18 protein-coding genes are annotated in these 15,032 nt (G+C 70.3%); 13 read left to right on the forward strand and 5 right to left on the reverse strand.

Annotation, left to right across the window (positions count from 1 at the left end; all coding sequences use genetic code 11):
- Window positions 1-265: 265 nt before the first annotated feature.
- From DEIMA_RS15685 to DEIMA_RS15700, 4 genes are all read left to right on the forward strand, one after another.
- Complete coding sequence (locus tag DEIMA_RS15685; RefSeq protein ID WP_013558263.1) at window positions 266-2,017, forward strand: chitinase; 1,752 nt, start codon at window positions 266-268, stop codon at window positions 2,015-2,017.
- A 270-nt stretch (window positions 2,018-2,287) separates the two neighbouring features.
- On the forward strand, window positions 2,288-5,047 hold the full coding sequence (gene cphA, locus DEIMA_RS15690; RefSeq protein ID WP_013558264.1) for a cyanophycin synthetase: 2,760 nt from the start codon (window positions 2,288-2,290) through the stop codon (window positions 5,045-5,047).
- Window positions 5,040-5,909 (forward strand): isoaspartyl peptidase/L-asparaginase family protein, encoded by an 870-nt coding sequence (locus DEIMA_RS15695; protein WP_013558265.1) that lies wholly within the window; start codon window positions 5,040-5,042, stop codon window positions 5,907-5,909. Before cphA ends, DEIMA_RS15695 begins: the two co-directional genes overlap by 8 nt.
- On the forward strand, window positions 5,910-6,773 hold the full coding sequence (locus DEIMA_RS15700) for a cyanophycinase (protein WP_013558266.1): 864 nt from the start codon (window positions 5,910-5,912) through the stop codon (window positions 6,771-6,773).
- 56 nt (window positions 6,774-6,829) lie between these two features.
- On the opposite strand, the gene DEIMA_RS15705 is transcribed toward DEIMA_RS15700, so the two are convergent.
- Window positions 6,830-7,246 carry a hypothetical protein gene (locus tag DEIMA_RS15705; protein ID WP_043816852.1) on the reverse strand — a complete coding sequence of 139 codons (417 nt, stop codon included), beginning with the start codon at window positions 7,244-7,246 and terminating at the stop codon, window positions 6,830-6,832.
- A gap of 307 nt (window positions 7,247-7,553) precedes the next feature.
- On the opposite strand from DEIMA_RS15705, the gene queF reads away from it, so the two are divergent.
- From queF to queC, 4 genes are read left to right on the forward strand one after another with little or no spacing between them, the layout of a single operon-like run.
- A complete protein-coding gene (gene queF, locus DEIMA_RS15710) occupies window positions 7,554-7,997 on the forward strand; it encodes a preQ(1) synthase (protein WP_013558268.1) in 444 nt (147 codons plus the stop codon).
- The gene (locus tag DEIMA_RS15715; protein ID WP_013558269.1) at window positions 7,997-8,407 is read left to right on the forward strand and encodes a 6-pyruvoyl trahydropterin synthase family protein; all 411 of its coding nucleotides are present in this window, start codon (window positions 7,997-7,999) and stop codon (window positions 8,405-8,407) included. Before queF ends, DEIMA_RS15715 begins: the two co-directional genes overlap by 1 nt.
- A complete protein-coding gene (locus tag DEIMA_RS15720; RefSeq protein WP_013558270.1) occupies window positions 8,404-9,096 on the forward strand; it encodes a 7-carboxy-7-deazaguanine synthase QueE in 693 nt (230 codons plus the stop codon). The genes DEIMA_RS15715 and DEIMA_RS15720 overlap by 4 nt, the downstream gene beginning before the upstream one ends.
- A 2-nt stretch (window positions 9,097-9,098) precedes the next feature.
- Window positions 9,099-9,791: a 7-cyano-7-deazaguanine synthase QueC gene (gene queC / locus DEIMA_RS15725; RefSeq protein ID WP_013558271.1), complete on the forward strand. Its 693-nt coding sequence runs from the start codon at window positions 9,099-9,101 to the stop codon at window positions 9,789-9,791.
- Window positions 9,792-9,844: 53 nt separating this feature from the next.
- Here queC and DEIMA_RS15730 read toward each other — a convergent pair whose 3' ends face one another.
- Window positions 9,845-10,309, reverse strand: a complete 465-nt coding sequence (locus tag DEIMA_RS15730) for a DUF2243 domain-containing protein (protein WP_013558272.1) — start codon at window positions 10,307-10,309, stop codon at window positions 9,845-9,847.
- Between the two features lie 306 nt (window positions 10,310-10,615).
- Between DEIMA_RS15730 and DEIMA_RS15735 the strand changes: the two genes are divergently transcribed.
- On the forward strand, window positions 10,616-11,665 hold the full coding sequence (locus tag DEIMA_RS15735; protein WP_013558273.1) for a DUF4142 domain-containing protein: 1,050 nt from the start codon (window positions 10,616-10,618) through the stop codon (window positions 11,663-11,665).
- A 60-nt stretch (window positions 11,666-11,725) separates the two neighbouring features.
- Here DEIMA_RS15735 and DEIMA_RS15740 read toward each other — a convergent pair whose 3' ends face one another.
- Both DEIMA_RS15740 and DEIMA_RS18375 read right to left on the reverse strand, forming a co-directional pair.
- Entirely contained in the window at window positions 11,726-12,037 is a 312-nt protein-coding gene (locus tag DEIMA_RS15740; RefSeq protein WP_013558274.1) for a hypothetical protein, read from the reverse strand.
- Complete coding sequence (locus tag DEIMA_RS18375) at window positions 12,034-12,192, reverse strand: hypothetical protein (RefSeq protein ID WP_169311950.1); 159 nt, start codon at window positions 12,190-12,192, stop codon at window positions 12,034-12,036. Before DEIMA_RS18375 ends, DEIMA_RS15740 begins: the two co-directional genes overlap by 4 nt.
- Before the next feature lie 217 nt (window positions 12,193-12,409).
- On the opposite strand from DEIMA_RS18375, the gene DEIMA_RS18760 reads away from it, so the two are divergent.
- A complete protein-coding gene (locus DEIMA_RS18760) occupies window positions 12,410-12,892 on the forward strand; it encodes a hypothetical protein (protein ID WP_013558276.1) in 483 nt (160 codons plus the stop codon).
- 43 nt (window positions 12,893-12,935) lie between these two features.
- Here the strand turns inward: DEIMA_RS18760 and DEIMA_RS15750 are convergent, their stop codons facing one another.
- A complete protein-coding gene (locus DEIMA_RS15750) occupies window positions 12,936-13,877 on the reverse strand; it encodes an AfsR/SARP family transcriptional regulator (RefSeq protein ID WP_043816854.1) in 942 nt (313 codons plus the stop codon).
- On the opposite strand from DEIMA_RS15750, the gene DEIMA_RS18385 reads away from it, so the two are divergent.
- From DEIMA_RS18385 to DEIMA_RS17110, 3 genes are read left to right on the forward strand one after another with little or no spacing between them, the layout of a single operon-like run.
- Entirely contained in the window at window positions 13,852-14,382 is a 531-nt protein-coding gene (locus DEIMA_RS18385) for a hypothetical protein (RefSeq protein ID WP_043816855.1), read from the forward strand. The two genes, DEIMA_RS15750 and DEIMA_RS18385, sit on opposite strands and share 26 nt — an antisense overlap.
- Window positions 14,379-14,789, forward strand: coding sequence for a helix-turn-helix domain-containing protein (locus tag DEIMA_RS15760; protein WP_052303330.1), 411 nt, complete (start codon window positions 14,379-14,381; stop codon window positions 14,787-14,789). The genes DEIMA_RS18385 and DEIMA_RS15760 overlap by 4 nt, the downstream gene beginning before the upstream one ends.
- The gene (locus DEIMA_RS17110) at window positions 14,786-14,995 is read left to right on the forward strand and encodes a hypothetical protein (protein WP_052303331.1); all 210 of its coding nucleotides are present in this window, start codon (window positions 14,786-14,788) and stop codon (window positions 14,993-14,995) included. The genes DEIMA_RS15760 and DEIMA_RS17110 overlap by 4 nt, the downstream gene beginning before the upstream one ends.
- Window positions 14,996-15,032: the final 37 nt, after the last annotated feature.

A 15,032-nucleotide genomic window follows, 5' to 3' on the forward strand; every position in this document is an offset into this window, starting at 1 on the left:
TCCTTGTGCGGAGAACTGGTCAGACCAGTATGGGGGGTGGGGGGGCTGGCGTCAACGCAGGGCGGAGGCCACTGGTCTGATCATTGTGCCGCGTTTGTTCGTTTGACCTGAACTGATTCGATCTCAACCCACCGTGGCTGTGAAGTTTTACACAGAGTTGAAAGAGAATTCCAAGAACTATACGGACGAAGCAAAAAATTTCTCGTCGTCCGTTTCCAAGGCCGCCCCGCCCTGGCAGACCGCCCTCTGCCCGAAAGGACCGCACATGAAACCCCTGCTGCTCAGCTTCACCCTGGCCCTCAGCCTCGCCGCCTGCACCCAGACGACCACCCCCAGCGCCCTGCACGGGCAGGCGACAAGCGCGACAGCGACCTTCAGCACCAGCAGCAGCTGGGACGGCGGCTTCAACGGCGTCATCACGCTCAGCAACCCCACCAGCACGCCCCTTACCACCTGGACCCTGAAGTTCAAATTCAACGGCGCCGCCAGCACCACCAGCGTCTGGGGCGCCGGCGGCAGCGTCACCACTGCCAGCGACGGCACCGTCACCATCACCCCCAACACCTGGGGCGGCAGCACCATCCCCGCGAACGGCAGCGTCACCGTGAACTACGGCGGCAGCGGCACGTACAGCGGCGTGAACACCTGCACCCTCAACGGCGCCCCCTGCAGCGGCGGCACCACCCCCACCCCGGGCGGGGACACCACCGCGCCCACCGTCAGCCTGAGCGCCACCCCCAGCACCCTCACCAGTGCCGGAAACGTGACCCTCACGGCCACCGCCGCAGACAACGTGGGGGTCAGCAAGGTGGAGTTCTACCGCGGGACGACGCTGCTGGCCACCGACACCAGCAGCCCGTACAGCGCCACGGACGCATTCAGCAGCAGCGCCCAGAACGGCAGCTACAGCTACACCGCCAAAGCCTACGACGCCGCCGGCAACACCCGAACCTCCGCCGCCGCCCCCGTCACCGTCAACCTCACCCCCACCACCCCACCCACCAGCGGGGCCCTGCCGAAACACGCCCTGTTCGGGTACTGGCACAACTTCGACAACGGCAGCGGCTACATCCGCATGAAAGACGTCAACCCAGCGTGGGACGTCATCGACCTCGCCTTCGCGGAGAACAGACCCGGCGGCGCCGAAGGCGAGGTGGCGTTCACGCTGTGCACCACGCAAGGCTGCGGCGCGAACGCCGAAAGCGAAGCCGACTTCATCGCCGGCATCCGCGCGCAACAGGCCAAAGGCAAGAAGGTCCTTATCAGCCTCGGCGGCGCGAACGCGCACATCCAGCTCAACACCACCGCCGCGCGCGACAACTTCGTGCGCACCATGGGCGACATCATCGCCCGCTACGGCCTGAACGGCCTCGACATCGACCTCGAAGGGGGCTCCCTCGCCCTGAACCCCGGCGACACCGACCTGAACCACCCCACCACGCCCGCCATCGTGAACCTGATCGCCGCCGTGAAAAGCCTCAAGGCGCGGTTCGGCGCGAACTTCCTGCTCACCATGGCGCCCGAAACGGCGTACGTGCAGGGCGGCCTGTCCAGCTACGGCGGCATCTGGGGCGCGTACCTGCCGCTCATCCACAACCTCCGCGCGGAACTCACGACGCTGCACGTGCAGCACTACAACACCGGCTCGCTGGTCGGCACGGACGGGCGCACGTACACACCCGGCACCGTGGACTTCCACGTCGCCATGACGGACATGCTGCTCACGGGCTTCAACCTGGGCGGCGACCCGAACAAGCGCTTCCCGGGCCTCCGCGCCGATCAGGTCGCCATCGGCCTGCCGTCCGGGACGCGCTCCGCGAGCAGCGGGTACACGGCGCCCGCCGACGTGCAACGCGCCGTGACCTGCCTGACCAGCGGCGCGAACTGCAACACGTACCGCCCGGGCAGCACGTACCCGGCGCTGCGCGGGTTGATGACGTGGTCCATCAACTGGGACCGCGCGGACGGCCTGAACTTCTCCGGCGCACACCGCGCCTTCCTGAACAACCTCCCCTGACCTGACACATGGGCCGTGGGCGGCACCCGGGGTGCCGCCCACGGCCCATGTGTGGAGGGCTCGAACGCCGCGCGGATCCTAAACGGGCGTAGGGGAAACCCGAGGGCTGGACTGAGAGCGGCCTAAGCAGAATTTAATCTGGCATCAGACTGTGTTCATAACCTTGACCTGATCTTAGAAAATCCTGTCCAGGACACGGTTCCCACTGACTTTTCGGGCGGCGCGGCCGAGAATGTAACCACGGCAAATTTTTGCCACAGGGGGAACTTCATGACCGCACACGCACAACCACACCTCACCGTGGTGGAACGCCAGGTCTACCGTGGCCCGAACATCTACGGCTACCGGCCCATGCTGCGTTTCCAACTTGACCTCGGGGCCCTCGAGGCGCACCCCAGCAACACCCTCCCAGGGTTCACGGAGCGCCTCGTCGCGCTGCTCCCCACCCTGCACAACCACGGCTGCTCGTACCGCGAGCCGGGCGGGTTCATCCGCCGCCTCGAAGACGGCACCTGGATCGGCCACATCACCGAGCACGTCGCGCTGGAGCTTCAGACCCTGGCGGGCACCCGCGTCACGTACGGCAAGACGCGCAGCGTGCCCGGCCAGCCCGGCGTGTACAACATCGTGTACCGCTACCTCGAGGAACGCGTCGGGCTGCTCGCGGGCGTCACCGCGCTGCGCCTCGTGAACAGCCTGCTGCCCGAACACCTCCGCGGCCTGAGTAGCCTCACGCGCCTCCTGCCGGACGACGTGACCCTCCCCTACGACCTGGACGCCCCATTCGACCTGGAACGCGAACTGGGCGAGTTGCGCCGCATCGCCAAACGCTACGCGCTCGGGCCGACCACGCGCGCGCTCGTGCAGGAAACCGAACGCCGCGGCATTCCCACCATCCGCCTGGACGACAACAGCCTGGTGCAGCTGGGGTACGGCCGGTACAGCCGCCGCATCCGCGCGAGCATCACCGGGAACACGTCGTACATCGCCACCGAAACGGCCAGTGACAAGGCGCTCACGAAGACGCTGCTGGACCGCGCGGGCCTGCCGGTGCCGCGCGGCGCGGTCGTCCGCACCGCCGAGGAGGCCGTGCGCGCCGCGAAACGCGTCGGCTACCCGGTCGTGACGAAGCCGCTCGACGGGAACCACGGGCGCGGCGTCAGCATGGACCTCATGACGCCCGAGCAGGTGGAAGGCGGCTTTGAGGAGGCGCGGCAGCACAGCCGCAACGTGGTGGTGGAGCAGCAGTACCGCGGCAACGACCACCGCGTCCTCGTCGTGAACGGGCATGTCGTCGCCGTGGCGGAGCGCGTCCCGGCGCACGTGGTGGGGGACGGGACGCGCACGATCCGCGCCCTCGTGGACGCCGTGAACGAGGACCCGCGCCGCGGTGACGGGCACGAGAACGTCATGACGCGCATCAAGATCGACGAGCACGTCCTCCGGCTGCTAGAGCGCGCCGGTCGCACGCCAGACACCGTCCCCGCGGCGGGCGAGACGGTATTCCTGCGCGACACCGCCAACATGTCCACCGGCGGCACCGCCGTCGACCGCACGGACGTCATCCACCCCTACAACCGCACCGTCGCGCGCCGCGCCGCGCAGGTGATCGGTCTGGACGTCGCCGGCATTGACTTCATTACGCCGGACATCAGCAAACCCGTGCACGAAACGGGCGGCGGAATCGTGGAGGTGAACGCCGCGCCGGGCTTCCGCATGCATCTGCAGCCCAGCGAAGGCAAACCCCGCAACGTCGCCGGGCCGGTCCTCGACATGCTGTTCCCCAAAGACACCCCGTGCCGCATTCCGGTGATCGCCATCACCGGCACGAACGGAAAGAGCACCACCTCGCGCATGGTCGCGCACATCCTGAAACACGCCGGGAAGGTCGTGGGCCTCACCACCTCGAACGGCATCTACGTGGACGGTGAACTCATCATGGGCGGCGACACCACCGGCCCGAAAAGCGCGAAGGTCATCCTCAGCGACCCGAACGTCGAGGTGGCCGTGCTCGAAACGGCGCGCGGCGGCATCCTCCGCGAGGGCCTGGGCTTCGACCGGGCGGACGTGGGCGCCGTCCTGAACATCCAGCCGGACCACCTGGGCATGAAGGGCATCGAGACCGTCGAGGACCTCGCGTACGTGAAATCGCTCGTGGTGGAGGTCGTCACGGACACCGGCACCAGCGTCCTGAACGCCGACGATCCCCTCACCGTGAACATGCAGCGCAAGGCGGGCGGCAGCATCACGTTCTTCTCCATGCAGGACAGCAACGCCTGCAGCGAGCACCTGCAGCGCCACATCGACGAAGGCGGCACCGCCGTCGTCCGCGAAGCGACGCTGCTCGGCGACGAACTGGTCCTGTACCGCGCCGGGCACCGCTACCCCGTGATCCGCGCGCGCGAGATTCCCGCGACGCTCGGCGGGTACGCGCGGGTGAACATCGCCAACGCCCTCGCCGCCATCGGCGTCGCTGTCGGCGCCGGCGTGGAGCTGCCGGTGATCCGCGCGGCGCTCGGGAGCTTCAGCACGTCGTTCGAGCAGAGCCCCGGACGCCTGAACCTCTACGAAGGCCACCCGTTCCGCGTGCTCCTCGACTACGCCCACAACCCCGACGGCCTGCGCCCCCTCGCGGAACTCGTGCCGTTCCTGCGGCCCGCCAAGGGCCGCGTGATCGGCGTGTTCGGTGTCGCCGGGGATCGCCGCGACGTGGACATCCGCGAAATGGGCGCCATCCTCGCGGGCATGTTCGACCTGCTGATCCTCCGCGAGGACACCGACCGGCGCGGCCGCGCCCCCGGCGAAGGCGCGGAACTCACCCGCGAGGGCGCCCTCGCCGCCGGCATGAACCCCGAGCAGATCCAGGTGATCCTCCACGAGCCCGACGCCATCGACGCGGCCCTGCGCGCCGGACAGGCCGGGGACCTCGTCGTGATCCTCCCCAACGACGTGGAGGACGCGTGGGCGCAGATTCACGCGTTCGACAGCACGCCCGCCCGCACCGCCGCGCTCGAGGCCGCGCATGACTGACGCGCGCGCCGCCGCACCCCACGCCGAATGGATGATCGTGGTGCACGGCGGCGCGAAGACCATCCAGCCGCACGAGGAGCCCGCGAACCGCGAGGGGTGCCTGCGGGCCCTCGCCGCCGGCCGCGCCGTGCTCGCCGCGAACGGCCGCGCCGTGGACGCCGTGACCGCCGCCATTCAGGTGCTGGAAGCCGAGTCGGCCTTCCACGCCGGGCCGGGCGGCGCGCCCAGCGCGGGCGACGGGGAACTCGGCGCGGCCCTGATGGACGGCGAGACGCTGCAGGTCGGCGCAGTCGCGGCCCTGCGCGGCATGCCGCACCCGATTCTGGTGGCGCGCGCGCTGCTGCCGGAACCGGAGAACCTGCTCGTCGGGGCAGTCGCGGCGCGCTTCGCCGCGCAGCGCGGCGTACCCCTCAGGGACGCGCCCGCCGCGGCCCGCGACGCGGTCGGCTGCGTCGCGCGCGATGCGCGCGGGCACCTCGCGGCGGGCACGTCCACCGGCGGCCCCGACGGGCAGTGCGGGGACTCGCCCGTGCCCGGCGGCGGGTTCCTCGCGGACGACACGCGCGGCGCGGCCGCGCTGTCCGGAAACGGGGCGCGCATTGACCGCGTCACGCTCGCCCGCCGCGCCGTCGCGGGCCTGCGTGAACATCAGCCGGACGGCGCTGTGCACGACGCCCTGCGCACCATGCAGGTGCACGCAGGCGGCGGGGCGGGCATCATCCTGTTGGACCCGGACGGCCGCCTCGGCTGGGGGCACACCAGCAGCCATTTCGCGTGCGCGTGGCAGTCCGCGCGTGACGCGCATCCCACCGTCCACCTGCGACGAGCGGCGCCCCCGGTGGGCGCCGATAAAGGAGATTGAATGCCTACCCGGAAATCAGGCGGGCCGCGTGGCGGCACCCTCATCATCATCGGCGGTCACGAGGACAAGGAAGGCGAGAAGGTCATTCTGCAGGAGGTCGCGCAGCGCGTCGGCCAGGGCGCGCTCGTGGTCGCCACGGTCGCGTCGCACGAGCCCGAAGGGTACTTCGAGGCGTACCAGAAAGCGTTCGCGGACCTCGGGGTGACGCGCACGTCCGAGCTGTACGTGAACGACCGTGCCGAAACGCTCGATGAGCAGAAACTGCAGCAGCTGGCCGACGCGTCTGGCGTGTTCTTCAGCGGCGGCGACCAACTGCGCATCACCAGCCAGATCGGCGATACGCCCATGGAGCGGCGCATCCGCGAGATCTACGCGGCCGGCGGGGTGGTGTGCGGCACGTCCGCGGGCGCGTCGGTGATGTGTGAGACGATGCTGGTGCAGGGGCGCGGCGGCGAGTCGCACCGCGTGGGCGGGCTGCGCATGGCGCCCGGCCTGGGCCTGATCCGCAACGTCATCATCGATCAGCACTTCGCGGAGCGGGGGCGCATGGGGCGCCTGCTGGGCGCCGTCGCGCAGAACCCGCGCGTGCTCGGCATCGGCATTGACGAGGACACCGCCATCGTGGTGGAGGGCGAGCAGTTCAAGGTAGTGGGTAGCGGCGCGGTGTACGTCGTGGACGGCGCGGGCGTGACGCGCTCGAACGTCGCGGAGGCCAGCCAGGATGACGTGCTGTCCATTTTTGACGCGCGCCTGCACGTGCTGAACAGCGGGGAGCGTTTCGACCTGACCGAGCGGCGACCTCTCGCGGCGGCGGCCATTGAGGAGAGCGTGGCGCTCAGCGAGCAGGCGAGCGAAGCGCGGTAGGGCTCAAGGGGCAGCGGGGCGGGGAGTGCACTCCCCGCCCCGCTGCGTTGCCGGGTTCAGGCGGCCTGCGGGCGCCGGGCGCGCAGCAGGGTGGCGCCGATGAGTTCGTTCGCGCGGACGAGGGGCTGCCAGCTGCCTTCGATGAGGGCGTCGGTGCCGTGGTCATGGGTGCGCAGGTCGAGGGTGCCGAGGTCGGGGTGCAGCGCGGTGAGGAGCGCGCGCGGGTCGGTGCTGTGCTGGCGCAGCATTCGGGCGAGCGTGGCGAGGTTGATGTGGAGGGTGCCGGTGCGGTCGAGGCGCGCGAGGGGCGCTTCGGTGTCGTCGGGGAGGCGGACGTACAGTTGGCCGCGGTCGCAGCCGATGATGGCGATGTTTTCGCCGAGGGCGGTGAAGCGGTACGTGTCGGTGGGCCACCCCTGCGCCGTGAGGAAGGTGGCGAGCTGCGTGAAGGTGTGCCGGAACGACGGGTTCATGAAGACACTATAAAGGCTGGGACTTTCAGAATTCTGACGAAATATACACAGGCCAAAGGGGGGATTCAGAGAGATTGATAGGTTAAACAGATATTTGTTTTCCATTTGTAATGCTCATTCAGGGCAAACCCGCCCTCCACCTCAAAACGCACTTGGATGAGACGAATATTTTTGCGAGAACGAGCAACACTATTCACCGCGATCTCCCCTGACCACACCACCCACCCTGCGCCGCTACAATCGCTTCGGGTCGACCTGTGCTGTTGACCTGACGTGCCCAGACGGACGCGTCCACGGAGGACAACCCATGACCACCACCACAGACGCGCCCGCGCGCGGCTTCGACCGCCGCTACGACGTGCAGGGCCTCGACGCCATCGACGTCGCCGTGCTCGACACCTTCCCCGCCATCCGCGAGGACGACACCAGCCACTACCCCGGCGAACCCATCGAAATCGTCATCAGCACCGACGAATTCAGCCCCGTCTGCCCGTGGAGCGGCCTGCCCGACTTCGGGAAACTCGAGATCCGCTACGTCCCCCGCGACACCTGCGTCGAACTCAAAAGCCTGAAGTACTACCTCACCAGCTACCGCTTCGTCGGCATCTACCACGAGCACGCCACCCGCCGCGTCCTCGCGGACCTCGTGCGCCTCCTCGACCCCCACCGCATGACCATCACCGCGGACTACGGCGTGCGCGGCGGCATCAACACCATCTGCACCGCGCAGTACACCGCGCCCGCCCGCTGATGCCCTGGCAGCTCAGCACCGAGTTCACCTTCGACAGCGCGCACACCATCACCGGCTACGACGGCCCCTGCGGCCGCCTGCACGGCCACACGTACCGCGTGCGCCTGCAGCTCCAGAGTGACCGGCTGCGCCCCAGCGCGCACGTGCGCCGCGCCATCATGGTCGCCGACTTCCGCACCCTCAAGTGGGCCAAAAAGGACGTCAGCCAGGGCGGCCTGGACCACGCATACCTCAATGACCTCCCCGACCTCGGCGACGACACCACCGCCGAAGTGATCGCCGCGTACCTCCACCGGGAAACCCTGCGCCGCCTCCGCGACGCCCTTGAACCCGGCGACGACGGCGCGGACCTACAGCTGCGCGTGACCCTGTGGGAAACGCCGGACTCCGCCTGCGAGTACTGGGAATGAAGTACCCCGTGTACGAGCGGTTCTACACCTGGCAGGGCGAAGGCGTCCACCTGGGCCGCGCCGCGTACTTCGTGCGACTGTACGGCTGCCCCCAGGCCTGCCCGTGGTGCGACAGCGCCGGCACCTGGCACCGGGACTACCGCCCGGACGGCGTGACGCTCATGACAGCCCACGAGATCGCCCAGGCGGTCGCCGCGGAAAGCCCCGACGGCGCGGTCGTCGTCATCACCGGCGGCGAACCGATCCTGTTTGACCTGACCGCCCTCGTGGACGCCCTCCACGCCCTCGGGCGGCGCGTGCACCTCGAAACGAGCGGCATCGCGCCCCTGCGCGGACACCTCGACTGGGTGACGCTCAGCCCCAAACCGTTCGGCACGCCACCCCTGCCTGAAGTCGTGCAGCGCGCGCACGAGGTGAAAATCATCGTGCACGACCCGAGCGACATCGACGCGGGCCTCGCCACGCTGGACGGCCTCCCGGACGACGCCGTCATCTGGCTGCATCCCGAATGGAGCCGCGCGCGCGAGCGCGACCCGGCAGTGCTGAACGCCATCACCGAAACGGTCAAGGCCAGCCCGCGCCTGCGCGCCGGCTACCAGATGCACAAGCTCTACCGCGCCGACGACCTCGACGCGCGCAGCGTCAAAACCCTCATCCCGCTCGGCGGGAACCCAACCCTGGGGTACTAACCATGCACAAAGCCGTTGTCCTCCTGTCCGGCGGGCTCGACTCCAGCACCACCCTCGCCATCGCCCAGCAGGACGGGTACGCCGTCACGGCGCTCTCCTTCCGGTACGGCCAGCGGCACACGGTCGAACTGGAACGCGCCGCGCACATCGCCGCGCACTTCGGCGCGGACCACCGCGTCATCGACATCAACATCGGCAGTTTCGGCGGCAGCGCCCTCACCGACGATCGCATTGACGTCCCGGTGGACGCCACCCCAGACGGCGTCATCCCACCCACGTACGTTCCGGGCCGCAACACCGTCTTCATCGCGGTGGCGCTCAGCCTCGCCGAAGCCATCGAGGCGGAGCGCCTCTACCTCGGCATCACCGCCGTGGACTACAGCGGCTACCCCGACTGCCGCCCCGAGTACCTCGACGCCTACCAGCGCCTCGCGGACCTCGCCACCAAAGCGGGCCTGGAAGGGCGCGGGGCGAAACTCGTCGCGCCGCTCCTGACCCTCACGAAACTGGACATCGTGCGCGCCGCCCTCGACCTGGGCGTCCCCGTAAACGTCACGTGGAGCTGCTACCAGGGCGGCACGCAGCCGTGCGGCGTGTGCGACTCCTGCCGCATCCGCGACCGCGCCCTCATCGACGCGGGCCGCGCGGACCTCGCCACGCCCCACGCCCAGGCGCACCTGAACCACCACGCCTGAACGCACCACCCAAAGGGCGAGGCGCGTGCGCCTCGCCCCCCTTCATGGTCCGGTCAGACGGACGCCGCACCCCGACGCATCAGCCGCCAGCCGCCCACCATCATCGCGGCGCCCCACACCAGAAACCCGAGGTCGTACGCCAGCCGGTACGGGCCGGGCCGGACGTGGTGAATGCCGAGCAATTGATGGTTCACGGTGCCCTCCACGACGTTGAACAGCCCGAACCCGAACAGCAGCGTCCCCACGAACGCCGCCGTCGACCACGCCACGTGCGTGCCGCGCAGGCCCGCCCACAGCAACGCCAGCCCCAGCAGCGTCAACACGTACGTGCCCACGTGGAACAGGCCGTCCGCGAGCGTGTTCAGTTTCAGGTTCTGCAACGTGTCCGGCACGACCGTCTCGCTGATCACGTGATGCCACTGCAGCACCTGATGCAGCACGACCCCGTCGAAGAACCCACCCAGGCCCACGCCGAGCAGCACCCCACCCCAGCGCCACTGCTGTCCTCCCTGCCCCATGCCCTCCCCCTTCCGGACGCCGCGCGCTCCACGCCCCACCCCTGGCAGGCCGGGCGGCCCACCGCGTTCAGTTGACGGGAACGTCCGCGGCGCCCGGATGACCGGCGCTTTAACGTGACTTTGAGCTTTTCACCCTTCCCCGGTGAGTTCACTGAAGGGCACTTCAGCCCAAGCACCGGAAAACCCCGCGCTGCCCCTGCACCCTGGAAAGGGGCGCACAAGGCGCTCTGCACCACATACGCCCGAACGGGCACCTGAGCGCTGGAGTGGTCACTGGGGCGCGGAGCGCCCTGCGGGAGGAACACCATGTCAAGAGCACTGTCGGTCCTGTCCATTTCCGCCCTGCTGGCCCTGGGGTGGACGGTCCACGCCCAGCAGGGCACGCCGTCCACGCCGGACGGAACGACCACGGCGCCCCAACCGGGCGGCACCCCCACGGGAACTGGCGGGTCCACCAGCACCGGTGGAAGCACCATGGGGCCCTCCAACAGCCCGAACACGAACCGCGGGACGAACGCTGGCATGACGGAAGTGTCCTGCGTCAATGCCATGAACGGCACCTCCGGCAGCGCGACCACGTCGGCGCAGCCCGGCACCAGCACCGCTCCTGGAACGGCCGGAGGCGCGGCGGGCACCACGACGGGCGGCAGCTCGGGCAGTGTGACCGGCGGCACTGGCGGTCCTGCGACGGGCAGCACCACGGCTGGAGGCTCGACCGGCGGGACCAACGCGAGTGGCCCGGGGACCACCACGGGCGGCACCTCCGGCACGGCAGGCGGCACGGGTGGCACAGGCACCCCTGGCAGCACCGGAGGGACCGGTAGCACCACGAGCGGCACCACCAGCAGCGCATCGGGCACGACCGGAAGCGCGGGCGGGAGCACGACTGGCACCGCGCGCGCGAACACCCTCGCCAACCTGAACACCAACGACGTGTGCTTCCTCGACAAAGCCGCGCGCAGCAACCTGTTCGAGATTCGCAGCTCACAGCTCGCGCTGCAATCCAGCAACGCGAACGTCAAGAAGATCGCCACCCAGCTCATCAGCGATCACACCCGCGCCACCACGCAACTCGCCCAGCTCGTCGCGCGGTTCGGTGCGCGCCTGCCCGCCCAGCCGAGCGCCGCCCAGCAGACGATGCTCAAGACCCTCCAGGGCCAGAAAGGCGCGACGTTCGACGCGACGTACCTCGCGCAACAGGTCGCTGCGCACACCGAAGCCATTAATATGTTCCGCCAGTACAGCCAGCAAGCGCGCGACGCGAGCATCCGGCAGTTCGCCGCGCAGCAACTCCCGGCCCTGCAGGCGCACCTGCGGCAGGTGCAGCAGGCGCAAAGCCAACTCGGCAAGAAGTAACCTCAACCAGCAGCAGGGGCGCAGTGGGCACGTGCCCGCTGCGCCCCTGCTGCTCGGCGTTCAGGCGTGCTGCCCGGCGGTGGGCACGCCCGGAGGCTGCTCCAGGCTCGCGCCGTCCGCCCACTCGCGCAGCATCTCGCACGCGGCGCTCAGCGTCACGTTGAGTGGCGGCGGTAGGGTGACGCTCAGGGCGCGCAGGGTCCGCACCGACACGTCCAGCTGCGCCGGGTGGCCCCACGCGCGGTACGCATCGTCGAGGGCGCGCAGGAGTCGCAGGTGCTGCGCGCGCCCATCGGGGGGCGCAGCGCCTGCCCGCGCACGTCCGTGAGGACGCCCTGAACGGCGCGCGCGGGCCGTCCACGCAGCAGTCATGGGAGCGGAACCGTGATGGTCACGGGCGGGAGGGGCAGCGGCGTCGTCAGCGACAGCTTGATGATGATCTTGTCGCCGTCCGTGGTGTTCGTGGGGGGCGGCGGGGGCGGGGTGGGGGTTGTGTTGTCCGCGAACGCCACCGAGCTGGCCAGCATGATCAGAACACCATAGATGTAACGCATACGCTCCTCCTATTTCCCTGGGTTTCGCTGTTTGGCGCGCTCGTGGGCGCCTGGATGTGAAGGTACGGCGCGACCGGAGAAAAAACGGGAAATGTCACCGAGCGGGCGGGGAAACCCCCGCGCCGGGGGGGGCGCGCGAATTCACGATTTTCTCTCGGCGCGCGGCGGGCGAACTTCGTAAGCTGTGGGTATGTTGTGGCTGCTGATCGTCGTCGTTGTCGTCGTGGGTGCGCTGCTCGCGGCGCGGCATTTCGCTGCGGGAGCGGCTCGTCGTCGCGACCAGCCGGCGCCGCCCCCCCAGGCGGCCCCGCCGGCCGTGCGCGTGATGCCGACCCCCACGACCGTCACGACGGTCGCGCCGCCCGCCCCGCGTCCCGCGGACGACGAGGAGGAAACCCGCGTCGAGGTGGACGCCGCGACGCTCGCGGCGGCGCGCACGGCCGTGCGCAAGGACGTACCGGACGAGGTGCTGCAGGACGCCCTGCAGGACGCGTCGCCGGCGCAGCTCGCGCAGCTGTTCGCGGCGGTGCCGACCAGCGTCATGGCCGCCGCTATGGGGCAGGAGGCCGCGCCGAGCACTGTGGACGCCCGCCCGGAGGACCTCGCGCAGCTGCGCGGAGCAGGGGACGCCGTGGACGAACTGGAGATCTGGAACTTCGGGGACAGCAAGTAAGAGTCTCTGCAGGGCGGCGGCGCGGACGCGCCGCCGCCCTCGCCTATGCGGACGCGCTCAGCCCGAAGCGGCGCTGCACGTCCGCGCCGGGCGCCGTGCCGTACTCCGCGTGCAGCATGCGGGCGTACGTGCGGTACGCGCCGCTCAGGCCCGCGCGGTCCCCGGCGTGTTCAAGCGCCCCCAGCAGCGCGAGGTGCGCGCCTTTATGCAGCGGATCCAGACTGACGAGGCGCTCGCCGACGCGCACGGCCCCGCCCGGGTCGTCCGCCCGCACGGCCTCCAGCAACCGCAGGCCCGCCAGCAGCGCCGCCTCGTGCAGGCGGGCGCGTTCGGCCTCCACCCACTCGCCCTCAGCGGCCGGCAGGAACGGCCCACTGTACGCGTCAAAGGCGGCGCGGAGGGCGTCCGCGTCCACGGTGACGTGCAGTTCCGGCGCGAGGCGGTACTCGCCCTGCTCGAACGGCAGCGGGTTGAACGGCAGGGGGCCCTGCAGGGCCGCGCGGAGCTTGCGGGCCGTGACCTTGAAGTACCCGACGTGCCGCGCCTCCCCTGACCCGTCCCACAGGGCGTCCACCACCTGATGCCGGCGGAACGGGCCGTGCAGCGCCAGGTATACGAGCAGCTCCCCGGTTTTCGCGAACGGCAGGTGCACGGGCGCGCCGTCCAGCGTGACGCCCATTCGCCCGAGGGTGGTGACGTGCAGGTGCGCGCGGCGCGTGAGGACCTGCGTGTGCCCGTCCGGGTAGGGCGCGGCGCCGAACGCGGCGAGCAGCGGCGTGAGCAGCGTGCGGTCCCCACCGAGGCGCGCGGGCGGCAACGCCGCAATGAAGGTGGCGAGGGTGTCATGTTCGGCACTCGTGAGGGCGCCTGCGTGCAGGCGCGTGGCGGCGCGGTACAGGTGCCAGCGGTCCGCGTCCCGGGTGCCGTTCGCGCCCGGCAGCGCTGCCCAGCTACCCAGCGTGCCGCGCGCCCTGGCCGTGATCACGGCGCTGCTGTGGCTCGCGGGGTTCGCGGCACCGGAGGCGCTGCGGGCGGTCCTGCTGATCCTGCCCCTGCCGGCGCTGGCGGTCCTCGCGACGCTGGACAGCACGCCCGGCTCGGCGGCGCTGCGCGTCACGGGCGGCGCGGCGCGGACCCTGACGTGGCGGGGACCGGTCGGGTTCGCGCTGCTGGCCGCGCCTGCGAGCAGCGCCGTGCTGCGGGACCTGCTGAGCGGGCAGGTGGGGAGCGCCGCCGCGCTGCTCGGCGCGTACGCGTTCATGGCGGCGCTCGCACTGACGCTCGGCGCGCTCGGCACGGCCCCGGTGACCATTGAGGGCCCCGCGCTGCTGCTGTGGTACGTGGGTCCGCTCAGCGGCCTGCCCGCCCTGAACTACGCGAGTGCGGCGCTGCTGCCGTTCACGCTCGTCATCACGGTGGCCCTGGCGGGTGTGCTCGGCTTCGTGCACGGCCGCGCCGCGCGTGCCCCGCTGCCCTGGGGGCGCGCGTGACGGCCGCGCTGCAGTTGCCGGCGCCGCTGCTGCCCGCGCCGAGCGCGGCGAGCACGCTCCGGCTGAAGTTCCTTGGCGGGGAGCGGGCCGTGCTGGACGGCGCGCCCGTGAAGCTCCGCCGGCGGTTCTGCGAGATTCTGGTGATTCTGGCGACGCACCCGAGCGGCATGAGCGGCGGGCAGCTGTGCAGCGCGCTGTACGGCGACTGGGTGGAAACGCAGAACCAGGCGGTGGAGGTGCACCGCCTCTCGAAGCTGGTGGCCATTCAGCGCAAGCCGTACCGGGTCGTGCCGGGCGTGAGCGCGGACCTCCTGGATGTGAGCGCGCTGCTCGCGGAGGGTCGGGTGCTGGAGGCCGTGCAGCTGTACCGGGGGAGCTGCTGCCGCACGCGGACGCGCCGGTCGTGAGCGAGTACCGCGAGTACCTGCACGAGAGCGTGCGCAACGCGACGCGCCTCAGCCCTGACCTCGCGCCGCTGTGGGCGTTCACGGCGCGGTTCACGGACGACCTGGAGTTGTGGGAGGAATTGCACCTGCGTCTGCCGGAACGGGACGTGCGGCGCAGTTTGGTGGAGGCGCGTATGAAGATTCTGCGCCGCAAGTTCGGGGCGTGAGCGCGGCCCGCGAACCCAGCGGGTGAGCGCGAGCAGG

It is taken from the genome of Deinococcus maricopensis DSM 21211 (assembly GCF_000186385.1).
Lineage (GTDB): Bacteria > Deinococcota > Deinococci > Deinococcales > Deinococcaceae > Deinococcus_B > Deinococcus_B maricopensis.

Bases quoted from the DNA above. Each gene is read 5' to 3' on its own strand.
- DEIMA_RS15685 (WP_013558263.1), top strand. From the start codon at position 266: ATGAAACCCCTGCTGCTCAGCTTCACCCTGGCCCTCAGCCTCGCCGCC.
- DEIMA_RS15720 (WP_013558270.1), top strand. From the start codon at position 8,404: ATGAAGTACCCCGTGTACGAGCGGTTCTACACCTGGCAGGGCGAAGGC.
- DEIMA_RS15695 (WP_013558265.1), top strand. From the start codon at position 5,040: ATGACTGACGCGCGCGCCGCCGCACCCCACGCCGAATGGATGATCGTG.
- DEIMA_RS15730 (WP_013558272.1), bottom strand. From the start codon at position 10,309: ATGGGGCAGGGAGGACAGCAGTGGCGCTGGGGTGGGGTGCTGCTCGGC.
- queF (WP_013558268.1), top strand. From the start codon at position 7,554: ATGACCACCACCACAGACGCGCCCGCGCGCGGCTTCGACCGCCGCTAC.
- DEIMA_RS15705 (WP_043816852.1), bottom strand. From the start codon at position 7,246: ATGAACCCGTCGTTCCGGCACACCTTCACGCAGCTCGCCACCTTCCTC.
- queC (WP_013558271.1), top strand. From the start codon at position 9,099: ATGCACAAAGCCGTTGTCCTCCTGTCCGGCGGGCTCGACTCCAGCACC.
- DEIMA_RS15735 (WP_013558273.1), top strand. From the start codon at position 10,616: ATGTCAAGAGCACTGTCGGTCCTGTCCATTTCCGCCCTGCTGGCCCTG.
- DEIMA_RS15715 (WP_013558269.1), top strand. From the start codon at position 7,997: ATGCCCTGGCAGCTCAGCACCGAGTTCACCTTCGACAGCGCGCACACC.
- DEIMA_RS18375 (WP_169311950.1), bottom strand. From the start codon at position 12,192: ATGCTGGCCAGCTCGGTGGCGTTCGCGGACAACACAACCCCCACCCCG.
- cphA (WP_013558264.1), top strand. From the start codon at position 2,288: ATGACCGCACACGCACAACCACACCTCACCGTGGTGGAACGCCAGGTC.
- DEIMA_RS15740 (WP_013558274.1), bottom strand. From the start codon at position 12,037: ATGACTGCTGCGTGGACGGCCCGCGCGCGCCGTTCAGGGCGTCCTCAC.
- DEIMA_RS15700 (WP_013558266.1), top strand. From the start codon at position 5,910: ATGCCTACCCGGAAATCAGGCGGGCCGCGTGGCGGCACCCTCATCATC.
- DEIMA_RS18760 (WP_013558276.1), top strand. From the start codon at position 12,410: ATGTTGTGGCTGCTGATCGTCGTCGTTGTCGTCGTGGGTGCGCTGCTC.